This window comes from Rhizobium sp. 10PS4 (assembly GCF_032464805.1).
Taxonomy (GTDB): Bacteria; Pseudomonadota; Alphaproteobacteria; order Rhizobiales; family Rhizobiaceae; genus Rhizobium; species Rhizobium laguerreae.
Genome location: NZ_JAWDIW010000016.1, coordinates 173,840 through 185,460, shown reverse-complemented (window position 1 = coordinate 185,460; position 11,621 = coordinate 173,840). Strand labels below are relative to the sequence as shown.

Below are 11,621 nucleotides of genomic sequence, written 5' to 3'. Positions count from 1 at the left end.
CCTGCGCCCGCTGAACCTGAAAACGGTCGCCGAGGCGATCAAGATGCATGAATCCACCGTCAGCCGCGTCACGTCGAACAAATATATGCTGACGCCGCGCGGCCTCTTCGAACTCAAATATTTCTTCACTGTCTCGATCAGCGCGGTCGCGGGCGGCGACAGTCATTCGGCCGAGGCCGTGCGTCACAAGATCCGTGCGCTGATCCTGCAGGAGAGCCCGGAGGCGGTGCTTTCCGATGACGATATCGTCGACATGCTGAAGAAGGGCGGCGTTGATCTCGCCCGCCGCACGGTTGCGAAATACAGGGAGGCAATGAACATCGCCTCTTCGGTCCAGCGCCGCCGCGAGAAGCGGGCGCTCGCCAAGCTCGCCGGCTTCTGAGTCCCTTGCCAAGATCGCGGGAGCTGCTGCTGCCGCAATGCGTCGGTCTCCGTGTTCGGCTACGCAAATGTTCCATACCAATGTCTGACCGAGGACGAGGCGCCGCTGAACCGCGATAAACGCCCCTTTGGGCTTTCCCTCCAAGTGCGTTTGTGGCCAAGCAAGGAAATGCGTTTGACACGCCGCTCATGCCCAAGGTTCGGAGCATGGGTTTATGACAGGTTCAGCGTTCGAAACGTTCCAGCATCCTCTTCAATTGTGCATTTTGCATTTGAAGCTTGCGTGCCAACTGGTACCGGAGAAGCCTGATTTCTTCGTCGAGATTGATTGCATCGCCGAAAGCGGTGGGAGCGGGTGGGACAACGACTGCAATAGTTTCCGGTTTCTTGCCCCGCATGCGCTTTCGCGTTTGACCTTCGCCAACTCGAAAGACTTTTGGTGCTGCATGCGCGGCTGTATCGGCCTCATTGGACAAAGCCGGGTCAGCCGCTTCCACGGGCCTGGCGCTTTCGACATCTGCGGTATCGTCAACAATGCTTACCGCTTCCTCGGCATGATGCGGGTCCACTGACACCGCCTCGCGTTCTTCGTGAATGAAGGGCTTTTCGTTGGCCGCACGATCCACGGCGCTCAACCGATTGTCGGCCGGCGCTTCAGTCAGCTCGGCGATGGATGATACGTCCGGCTTCACATCATCGGTCGAGCCGCGTTCTTGCTTCTGCTGGCGTCGCCGTGACACCAGCCCAGCAAGAAGTTTCCATGGAGACGCCATTTTATTCGACCTCGAATTCTACTGCGTATGCAAACTGCGAGCAAAAACGTCGGCGGCAGAAGGATCCGCCGCCAAAATATTCACTTCAATAAGCATGAGAGTGCGGCCAGCGCGTGACCGTCTGCTGCCGATCAACCGAGGTTCAGTCGCTTTCGCAGATCGGCATTTTCAGCGCGGAGCTTTTCCGCCAGCAGCTTGCGCAGTCTCTGGTTTTCCTCTTCGAGCTGCAGAAGATCCGCGATCTCATCAACTGCCGCCACCGACGGTGCCGCCGCTGTCGACACAGCCTTCGGAGCACGTTTGACAGGCGCGCGCTTGGCACTCGGCGTACCTTCGTCAGGCTTTGCCTTACGTCCTCTTTTTTGTTTTCCAACTGCGGCACCCGAAGCAACTGCCGGTTCCGCCGAAACGGTGACTGGGGCCGTTGCAGGGACCACCTTCTTGGCGCGAGGTTTGCGCACCTTCTTCGGTACATCGGGCGCCGCGGCGGCCGGCGTGTTAGCATTGGTCATCGTATCGTTTTCGTCGGCCATTATGGTCTCCTGTAAAGCCGATGCATTTTTCTCCTGCTCAATCGGCAGTGTCAATAACGGCCCGGCCTGTTCTTCTCCGGATACAAGCATCTCGCTACTTTTTGCGTGAGGAGCTAGTGACATAAATGGCATTGCCTCGTCCTGCAGATCTTGAGCAACGGACTTGAGATCGGTGTCTCCCCAAATCGAGTTCGGTTTGGAATTCAGTTTTCGCCGACCTGATTTGAACTCCACGGCAAAGCTGCGCTGCACTTTTTTCACTTTAAAGAAGCCTCTGGTGTCTGTGGTAATTTTTCAGCGACGTCTTCAGCCATCGCAACAAGCCTTTCAGATAACGACTGCCGTCCATTCGGTCTATCCTTTTTAAGTATTCGGCTCACACGCGGCTCCAATCGCAGAAAACCACTTATGGACGCAACCGTGACAAAACGATCGAATCGCAGCCGTCGGATTTAGTTCCGTTGACGCCGCTCACTGTGACTGATTCTTGTGACTACTTCGCGGTTTCGCCGGCCCCGGCACTCGTCGCACGAAGTGCACAACTCTCTACGACCCACATGGCGAGCGATTGCATCGAGAAGAGGCTGACGACCCCACCGAGGTCTTAGGTGATGGATTCAAAAATTCGGGCTACTCGTTGCAGCAAGACCCTTGAACTTGGAAAACCAATTTCGATTGGATTGAGGTCGGGCGAATGGCGGGCAAGACGAGGAGCCGGGCGCTTTTTTTCTTTGACCAATTGATTAGCCTGTCGCTTTTGTGGGAGCCAACGTTGTCGACGATGAACGGGTGACCCTCAGCGTCAGTCAGGGTGTGGCACGGCGTGCAGAGATGTGATGAATGGAGTTACGCCGCGGCGCATTTATCAGACGATGATCCGCAGGCGTACTCTGATCCTCAGACGCCGAGCGCGATTTATTCGGGCGGTATCGACCGGCCGAGCCGCTTGCGGAAATCCGGGTACTTGCGGGTGATCTTTGAAAGAAAAGCTGGGGAAGCACGCCGGTGGTTGCCGCGTCAGATGCTCCTGCTTTGCAACAAAAATCAGCAATCGGCCTCCCCCTAGAAAATTCAAGACAATGCGATCTCCGCTCAATTTCTTCTGCACGGACCGTAAGTCGCAGTCCCGGACGGCCCGATTAACCGAGATTCTCCACGTCCAACTTACGACATTGTCGTCACCTTTGTCGGCTTCGCGAAACGCATTCGTCTTCGCCCAATCACGTATTTTCCGCTAGGAAGTTGAAATAGCAGCAATTTATTGTTCGTCGGCTGTATCATCCTGGTTGGCACGAATCTTGAGAGCTATTGCGAGGCAGCGGAACGGCCGCGGCATCCGCGTTGCGGGATAACCTCATTGGGCTGAACACATGAAGGGACACAAACTATGGCGGGAAGTGGCGGAACTGGCAACTCGCCGAGAATGTCGGCAAGTCCCAAAAGGGGGTGGACGTGCTCGCCGGCATCCGCGACGAGGATGTCGATGTCGGAGCGGCGCCGAAGACGTATCATGCTTCACGCACGGCCAAGGCTTTCTGAGCTCGAGGCGATCTGGAGATTAAAGATGTCCAAAACAGAACCTAAGTGTTTCGTTGCCGTCATACATCATCAGGAAGCACGAAGGAGTTCATCATGCCGTTGACCAAGACGAACACCAACAACGCAATTCGGGGAGGAGTTACCCCGAACCATGAGCAGCGGAATGACTGTAGCGCTGCCATTGCACAAATCACTTTCGCCGATCTGGGACGTGGGGCTGGCACACTGCATACCGTGGGCGTTGCCCGTGTCGACATACAGGGACGAACCGCGGCGGGTGATGCGAACATCCAAGTCCAGATGGGTGGACGTACCGTCGCTGCTGCAATGATCTTCAATTCCGTGCAACAGACGACGGATCCCGCCAATCAAAGGGGAGCGGCCAACGGCACCATCTCGGTGCTCCGTCAGAGCATGGACAGCGGGACGGTCTGGAATTTGACAGGAACGCTTCCATGACAGTCTAGCGCGCAGCAGACTGCGCTGCGACAAACAAGTTGAGACTCAGCGTCAATCAGGATGAGACTCGGCGGCGGGGGTGTGACGAAGGGAGGGCATAGCCCGACCGGAGTTACACCCCCGCCGCGGTGCAATTTTTCGGCGTCTCATGATCGCGGTTGGGCCCCGTAGCGTCGGTGATTTTCTGAGAATGGAGAATCAACTTTGTGCCGGGTCGCCATTTAACCGATCATCAGACGAGGCTTTTTATGAAGTACCGACAACACAGCGTCTCCCATCGCAGACCAAGCCGCCGCGCGACCGGCGTCGCCCCGATCCCCTTGAGCACATCTTCGACGCCGAGATTGTTCCGCTTCTCAAGGCCGCGCCCGGCATCCGAGCAGTCGCCGTTTACAACGAGATGCTGCGGCCTCATCCAGAGTTGTCAGAAGGTGTTCGCCGTACGATTGAGCGTCGTATTCGATCATGGCGGGCTGTTCACGGTCAGGAGCAGGAAGTGATCTTCCGTCAGATGCACGAACCCGGTCGGTTAGGACTGTCGGATTTTACCGACATGGGCAGCCTCGGCGTGACGATCGCCGGCCAATCGCTCGATCATCTGCTTTATCACTTCCGGCTGGTCTGGTCGGGCTTCGAGCATGCCCATGTCGTCCTGGGTGGAGAGAGCTTCGTCGCTCTGGCCGAGGGGTTGCAGAACGCCCTGCGGTCGGTTCGGCCGCCTTCCGCAACCTCGATGCCGACGCCAAGGTCGATCTGACGCAGCGCTACGACGAACTGTGCGCTCATTGCCGCATGACACCGACGCGCAACAACAAGGGCGTCGCGCACGAGAACGGCTCGATCGAAAGTTTCCACGGCCATCTCAAGAATGCATCCGCGATGCTCTGCTGATGCGCGGAACAGGGACTTTGGCGACCTCGGATCCTATCGCGCCTTCATCGATGAGATCGTCAGCCGTCGCAATGCGGCACATGGCAAGCGCATCGATGCCAAGCGCACGCATCTGCAAGCTCTTGCCGATCGTCGCACCACCGACTTCGAAGAGGTCATCGTCACCGTATCGAGCACCGGCGGCTTCGCGTTGCGCAAGCTCTTCTACACCGTGCCTTCCCGCCTGATCGGCCACCGGCTGCGGTGTGTCTGTTCGACGATCGCCTCGACGTCTTCATCGGCGGCACGCATCTGCTGACACTACCCCGAGGCCGCCCCCATGCGAGTGGCAAGCACGATCAAGTCGTCAACTATCATCACGTCATTCATTCCTATTGAGCGAGTCCTTCAAGAAGCTTACTGGACGATCAATCGTAACAGCTGTTCGGTTCCCATGTTTTCTCCCCACCCCAATCGGTGATCGTCTTTCCATGGAGACTTTTGTGGTTGCCGTCCGTGGCCCAAGAAGTTTTAAAAACTGCGCCGGAGTTAGAACAGCATCCCGTTGAAGCGCGACCCGTGAGTTTCTGCACCCATCTTCCTTCAAGAGTTGCAGCGGTGGAAGAAGCTGTTCAACGATGTCAGCGCGGCGCATCGCATATCTTTTCTAGAATCCTTAGAGCGGATGCGGTCCTTCGGATCCTCGACGCGTCGAAATCCGCGTCGTTCTCTAGAGCTGTCACCTCGGCCACAGTCAAACCAGTGGTTTCTGCGACGTCGTCCAGCGAATAGCCGCGAGCCAGGCGAGCTTCTGCAAGCAGAGCGCCAACGGACGGGGCAGCTGGGGATTTCGCAATCTTCGAGACCATGTTCATGTCGTTTAGGGCTCCTTTTGGCGGCCGGAAAACGTGCATCCGTTTTCTAGTTCCACCGCTGCCGACCGCGTCCGGCAACGGACAGTTTCTTCGATCTCCGCGGGCGCTCTTTCTATCAGTTTGTGCAGCGGAGTACAGGTCTGACGCGACCAGGGCGGACAACCACCCTTGCATGGCAGCGGACGAGAGGTAACCCAAGCTCACAGCTGCGGCGCACACTCACGAAGGCCCACAAGCAGCTTCCGATCTGGCAGGAGCGTTCGCCCCGGAAGGGGGCTCGTGGGAAGTGGTGTACTGATCATTTCCAAGCGGCGAGCGATGGACAAACATTCGAGAATTGCCTCGGCGTGATACGCTCATGGCCGGCAGGTTTGGCCAGAGCGTGTGCGAAACCTGCCGGGCGCTGTTGATCGGCCGTCGTCTTGAAGAGATCGCCGAAGAACGGCGCATCGGGATCAAGCGCGGCCTGAGCTCAGGGGTCGTTCATAGTCTTGGCACCTTGGAGATTGTGGATCTTCCAGCGCCACACAGGATGCGAGCAAACTCCGCGTCCTGCGTGGCGTCGACGCCGCCCACGACGACCTTGCTCATATCCTTGCCGGCCTTTTGAAACGGCTGATCATACCGTGGTGCCTTGCGGCCCACGGATTTGGGCGTGCGCAGTCAAGCATGGGTTGAGAACGGCGCAGCTGATGACGCCTTCGTCTGCTGACCGGGCCGCGACCTCGCCCGCAGACGCCGCCCGAGGATGGACTTGTATCGTGCCGTTTCGACCAGCGAGCGTTTGCCGTACCCGTTAGAGATCTGCCATTTCATCCGGCCGCCAAGATATGAAGCGCGATATATATAGTAATATATATTACAACGTATTCCCCAACTTACGCATTTTCGAAGCGGAAAGTAAGAGCTGACAAATTTGAAGAGATATACTTTAACATATATCCCGCACATCTGTTGCGTTGTTCGTCGTTTTCATGATGAGTTACGATAGTGCAACAGGAAAATTCTTTCCGATGAATCCTGAAATCTTGCCGGCGACGTCATCGTCGGGAGGCTTGCACAAGGAGCACGACGACATGGATCACCAAAAGACATCAGCCAAGCGTCTTGGCTATTCGCATCTGCGGCTGGCAACCATCGACGGCGTGTCGCTGCCTGGTCTACAATTGTCACTCGACCGGAAGGAGGGCTCTGCGTCGCCGAGGAAGACCTTTTTCCAACAATTGCTCCTCGATTTTGCTGTCGGTTGCGAGCTATTTTATCCGCTCCAGCTATATGAACATTCCGCAACGAGGGAGGGGCGACAAAGGCGCTGAACCGTTAAGCGAGAGTTACGATATATGATGAGGAAGATTCGGACCGGCCGCCATGTTCCTCATTTGAAATCCGCGTCTATCGGGTTTCCATATTCCAGGATGGAAGCGCCGGCTCGGTGGCCAACGCTTGCAAACTCCAACAACAGGTCGGCGAGCGGATGGAGGATATCATGAACGACCTTGATGCGACGCAAGCAAAGGACGGCCCGGGCACACAGGCTTCAACAGGTGTGAACCAGCACGGCAGGAACATCGGAAGACGGTAAGAAAGTCTATCGGGAACCCGACCGTTAAACGGTACCCGCAAGGCGCAGTTCAAATCTTGCGGCCGGTATCAAATACGCTGACAACGCGCGGTCGCCATCAAAATCAACGAAATTTGACGCGCAGGGTTCGCCCATCAAATTTACTGCAGAAAGGATTCGTTCTCCGTGTCATTTTGTTCTTCGAAACGCATTCGCATCGCCGCACTTGCAGCGACTGCCATCGTGCTGGGCACCCAGATCGCAATTGCGCAAGAACCGTCTATAGGGTCTCAGTGGCTGAACTCGCCGACATCTCGAGTGGAAGCGCTTGCGGTCCTTCAGACCTTGAATGCCAATCTCCTGAGTAACGCCAGTGCTACGTTGACCCTTGATCGCTGGTGCGCCGCGCACAAGCTTGCACCGGAAGGTTCCAAGATTGTAGCGCAGCGTGTGGGCGGGCAAGACAAGCCGGCCGATGAGCACATCCGTGAACTTCTGACCGTCGGACCCGGTGAGCTGATCGCTTATCGCCGCGTCCGCCTGGTCTGCGGCGACCGCGTCTTGTCGGAAGCCGACAATTGGTATGTACCCGCAAAATTAACTGCAGAGGTGAATCAGACGTTGAAGACCAGCGACATCGCGTTTGGCAGAGCCGTTCAGGCTCTTAATTTCACTCGCACAAACCTGTCTGCCAAGTTGCTCTGGTCCCCTCTATCCGAAGGCTGGGACATGGAGGGCTTAATAGCGCATCAAACAAGTTCCCTTAGCCTGCCGCCGTTCCTGCTCGAACATCGTGCTGTACTGAAACTTCAGGACGGCACGCCGTTTAGCGCCTTGGTCGAAAGCTACACGGACAAAGTACTAGACTTTCCAGTTCCGCGCCTGCTTTCTCAATAGCGCTTCGGTAATTCGGTATACTTGCTGAACTGGGCGGGATAAAAATCGACAGCCACTGCATGCGACAAAGGCGCACTGGCTTGCGGAAGCGTGCCGGTCGGGCGATCGACTTGTCGATTCGTTTGATCACGGCGACCACGCACGATAGCCTGAGTGTAACCTGACCCCAAGCCATCGCAGATTGTCGCTTGCCAGTCCCCTCGGCAAGCCTCTACCCTTTTTGGCATTCACCAGGGGGGTCCCGGCAAGGGGCTGAGATACTGCTATCGCGCGCAGTGACCCGTTGAACCTGATCCATGACGGGCATCGTATCGCGCGGCGGTTCGATCATGGCGAAGTGGTGTCTCCATCACCATCGAGAAAGCTTTCTCTACGAGCATTTCGAGGAGATCTGCGACATCTGCCGCGCCTATGACGTCTCCTTTTCGCTCGGCGATGGCCTGCGCCCCGGCTCGATCGCCGACGCGAATGATGCGGCGCAGTTCGCCGAACTGGAAACACTGGGAGAGCTGACCAAGATCGCCTGGGCGAAAGACTGCCAAGTGATGATCGAAGGCCCCGGCCATGTGCCGATGCACAAGATAAAGGAGAACATGGACAAGCAGCTCGAAGTCTGCGGCGAGGCGCCTTTCTACACGCTCGGGCCGCTGACGACCGATATCGCGCCGGGCTACGATCACATCACCTCTGGGATAGGCGCAGCCATGATCGGCTGGTTCGGCACGGCGATGCTCTGCTACGTCACGACCCAAGGAGCATCTGGGGCTTCCCGACCGCAACGACGTGAAGGTAGGCGTCATCACCTACAAGATCGCGGCTCACGCCGCAGATGTCGCCAAGGGGCATCCGGCGGCACAGCTGCGCGACGACGCGCTCTCCCGCGCCCGTTTCGAATTCCGCTGGGAAGATCAGTTCAACCTCTCGCTGGACCCAGAAACCGCCCGCAGCTTCCACGACAAGACGCTGCCGAAGGAAGCCCATAAGGTGGCCCATTTCTGCTCCATGTGCGGCCCGAAATTCAGCTCCATGCGGATTTCGCACGATATCCGCGCCGAAGCGCAGAAGGAGGGTCTGGATGCGATGGCAGCGCGTTATCGCGAGGGCGGCGACCTCTATATGCCGGTAGAAGCCCTGCAACATTCGGGCGAATGAGATGCGTGTGCTTGTCAAAGGGGCCGGCGTTGCCGGCCTGACGGTGGCGTATGAACTGCGCGCTCGAGATGCCGAGGTTACCCGCCTTGCAGTTCGAGAGGCCCGATACGCGTCTCGACCGGCCCGGTTAGAACATCCTCGGCGGAGGCCGTAGTACCTACGACCAGCGCCGCGGTGGCGACTGCGACAATGAAGCTTCTCATTTAGCCCTCCTTGCGCTTCTAGCGCACCTGTTTGAGATCGGGCAGAACCCAGGACTTGTCGAACAGCGCCTTCGTCGGCGCATAAAGGCGGAACATCACCTCGAAGTTGCGCTTCGGGTCCGTCGGGATCCAGTTCGAATCTTTGCCGGCGGGCGCCTTGGGGCCGAGAAAGATCTCGACCGCGCCGTCGGCGTTCTTCTTCAGGTCGGCGATCTGGGACGAGCGGCTGGCGCGGTCCATGTTACGGATCAGCGCATGCGTTTCCCGGTCATACGCGGTGAGGGACCAGTACTGCTTTACGGGAACGTCTGCCGGAACGGTCAGCCGGTATGTCTTGGAACCGTCGAAGGCCTCGTCCTTGTCGTCCTTGATTGAGATCAGGTAGAACTGACCGGTCCCCATCCGCTTGAGGCCGACGAAGGCGTAGCTGTAGGCGACGCCGCGCAGATCGACCGGATAGGCTTCGGGTTCGTCATATCCGGCCTGGGCGCTCTTCACCAGTTCGGGATTGCCCGCGAAGTTCCACCGGCTATTCTCGTAGAAGGGGATCATCCCACTTTCGTATTTCTCGGCGAGCCATTCCTTGCCCTCCTTCACGCCAGCTTCGAGCAGTTCTGAAACCGCCGGGGTCGGGGCAAATGTCTTGCCCTTCTCAATGCCGAGCGAGCGGAGTTGGTCGATCATCGCCCGGTCGCGCGACAGCCACGGTTCGTACTGCACCACCCGGTCGAGCGACTTGAAGAAACTTTCGTCGTACTTGATGGTGGAATCGAATACGACGTCCTTGGCGTCGGTGAAAATTGTCTCGGGCGGGTTGCCGGCCTGCGACAGCGGATAGACCTTCAGTCGCTTGGCGTATTCGACCGACTTGGCGACGTCGGCGTCGCTATGGCTGGCGAGGTTCGATCGCAGAAGCGCGTATCCGCCGAAGGTGTCGGACTGGAGCGGGATGTATCCGTCGGGGATCTTGTCCTTGTAGCCGGGCGGAAGGATTAGATACTTTCCGCCCTTGCCCTGGTCCGCACCGGATGGGCCTGCATCCTCGAGGGCCATCTGCCAGACGTTGACGATGTTGCCGTTGATCGATCCGCCCTCGGCGGGCGGCACCTCGATCACGACGGGACCCACATCCTTGGTGTCGGTGAACGCCATCAGATAGATCGCGTCAGGATTGGGCGTCAAGGTCTGGTTGTGCCAGTCCAGCGGCCGCGACCAATAGACGATCTCGTTCGGCTTGCCCTTGGTCTTCGTCAGCATCTCCTGGAGCATGAGATCGTAGTTTACCGCGGGGATGCCCCAGATGACGGCCTCGACGGCGCGGCGCTCTATCGTTCGCGCAGCCAGTTCCTCGGGAGAATAGGCCGGTGCCGCCCTGACGACGGATGAAAACAGAATTGCTGCAATCGCGAGCCTGTACATTGCTCACTCCTTGAGGAATTTGAAGGCCGTCATCGGCCGATTGGAAACTGGAAGTTCAATCCGGCGAAGATCTGCCAGCGCGGCGCCCCCGGCCCGTCGCGCCAAAGCGTGTATTGCGGCTCGATGAAGGCGTTCATGGTCACGCCCTTGTCGAGCTGAAAGACCTTGCCGACGCCAGCGCCCACGGGAATGTAGGAATCGCCGCTCTCGAGGTTGAAGTTCCACGTCGCCGAGGACCTCAGATACCAGCCCTCGTCCAGGTTGATGTTGACGATCGGCTGGAACGTCAAAAGGTTTACGTCCTCCCGGTCGTCGACGCCTGCGAAGGAGGCCTGATAGATGAGCAGTCCCCCCAGCATCCCCCATTTCTGCGGCGCGACGACGACGCCCGCCGCACCCGCCTGCCACTTGCCGCTGCCGAGCTGTTCGTCGGTCGCGGTCGGCACCACGAGAACCGGTCCCGCCGCGAAGGTGACGCTCCCTGCTTTCGGAAGAACGAACAGATCGATAAGCGTCAGATCGCCGAGCCCGGTGACGTAGCCGCTTGGAATGTCTGGCGACGTCGCGATCGGCAGGGTGAAGCGCAGGAGCTGCGGGAGGCCGAACATGTCGGAAGGGATGAGGCCGCGCAGGAGAAACTGGTTCGCTTCCGGATCGCCCGGCGCGTCGATGAAGCTTGGAATGTAATAGTCCTGGAGGTTGATGGTGATCTTGGGCGTCAGAGGGTTGTTCGCCTCGTTGACGGCGTCATGAGCCTCCTGCGCGACTGCCGGGAGGGCAGTTGTCAACATCAGGACGGCGACTGTGTGAGGAATATGCCCGCGCACGAGAACCTCCCGTTTCGTTGGCACGCAGTCGAGCACGGAAGGCCTCGCGCTGACAGAATGTTACAGTAACAAGGCGGGGCTCAGACGAAATGTAACTGTAACAATCTCGCTTTTTTCGATTGGCCGGAGCGA

The 11,621-nt window shown here is 58.1% G+C and carries 9 protein-coding genes and 4 pseudogenes; 6 read left to right on the top strand and 7 right to left on the bottom strand.

The features are described 5' to 3' along the window. Positions 1-382, top strand: a pseudogene (locus RWJ89_RS28270) (RNA polymerase factor sigma-54); the annotation flags it as partial. Between the two features lie 223 nt (positions 383-605). On the opposite strand, the gene RWJ89_RS28265 reads toward RWJ89_RS28270, so the two are convergent. Next, a complete protein-coding gene (locus RWJ89_RS28265; protein WP_003551745.1) occupies positions 606-1,154 on the bottom strand; it encodes a hypothetical protein in 549 nt (182 codons plus the stop codon). A 131-nt stretch (positions 1,155-1,285) separates the two neighbouring features. Beyond that, positions 1,286-1,948: a transcriptional regulator gene (locus RWJ89_RS28260; RefSeq protein WP_017991538.1), complete on the bottom strand. Its 663-nt coding sequence runs from the start codon at positions 1,946-1,948 to the stop codon at positions 1,286-1,288. A 1,371-nt stretch (positions 1,949-3,319) separates the two neighbouring features. Between RWJ89_RS28260 and RWJ89_RS28255 the strand changes: the two genes are divergently transcribed. Beyond that, a complete protein-coding gene (locus RWJ89_RS28255; protein WP_003551739.1) occupies positions 3,320-3,685 on the top strand; it encodes a hypothetical protein in 366 nt (121 codons plus the stop codon). A 268-nt stretch (positions 3,686-3,953) separates the two neighbouring features. After that, a pseudogene (locus RWJ89_RS28250) lies at positions 3,954-4,948 on the top strand (IS21 family transposase); the annotation flags it as partial. Positions 4,949-5,196: 248 nt separating this feature from the next. On the opposite strand, the gene RWJ89_RS28245 reads toward RWJ89_RS28250, so the two are convergent. Continuing rightward, positions 5,197-5,430 (bottom strand): helix-turn-helix domain-containing protein, encoded by a 234-nt coding sequence (locus tag RWJ89_RS28245; RefSeq protein ID WP_168283876.1) that lies wholly within the window; start codon positions 5,428-5,430, stop codon positions 5,197-5,199. 587 nt (positions 5,431-6,017) lie between these two features. After that, positions 6,018-6,252 (bottom strand): annotated as a pseudogene (locus RWJ89_RS33285) (hypothetical protein); the annotation flags it as partial. Between the two features lie 191 nt (positions 6,253-6,443). On the opposite strand from RWJ89_RS33285, the gene RWJ89_RS28235 reads away from it, so the two are divergent. The 3 genes and pseudogenes from RWJ89_RS28235 to RWJ89_RS28225 form a co-directional block, all read left to right on the top strand. Further along, entirely contained in the window at positions 6,444-6,746 is a 303-nt protein-coding gene (locus RWJ89_RS28235) for a hypothetical protein (protein ID WP_168283877.1), read from the top strand. A gap of 431 nt (positions 6,747-7,177) precedes the next feature. After that, entirely contained in the window at positions 7,178-7,888 is a 711-nt protein-coding gene (locus tag RWJ89_RS28230) for a hypothetical protein (RefSeq protein WP_020486867.1), read from the top strand. 296 nt (positions 7,889-8,184) lie between these two features. Then, a pseudogene (locus RWJ89_RS28225) lies at positions 8,185-9,040 on the top strand (phosphomethylpyrimidine synthase ThiC); the annotation flags it as partial. Positions 9,041-9,117: 77 nt separating this feature from the next. Here the strand turns inward: RWJ89_RS28225 and RWJ89_RS28220 are convergent. Genes RWJ89_RS28220 through RWJ89_RS28210 form a run of 3 tightly spaced genes read right to left on the bottom strand, consistent with a single transcriptional unit; the run spans position 9,118 to position 11,453 of the window. Further along, positions 9,118-9,243 (bottom strand): hypothetical protein, encoded by a 126-nt coding sequence (locus RWJ89_RS28220; protein WP_316031810.1) that lies wholly within the window; start codon positions 9,241-9,243, stop codon positions 9,118-9,120. 18 nt (positions 9,244-9,261) lie between these two features. Beyond that, positions 9,262-10,662: a DUF1254 domain-containing protein gene (locus tag RWJ89_RS28215; RefSeq protein WP_316031805.1), complete on the bottom strand. Its 1,401-nt coding sequence runs from the start codon at positions 10,660-10,662 to the stop codon at positions 9,262-9,264. A gap of 29 nt (positions 10,663-10,691) precedes the next feature. After that, positions 10,692-11,453: a hypothetical protein gene (locus RWJ89_RS28210; RefSeq protein WP_316031809.1), complete on the bottom strand. Its 762-nt coding sequence runs from the start codon at positions 11,451-11,453 to the stop codon at positions 10,692-10,694. Positions 11,454-11,621: the final 168 nt, after the last annotated feature.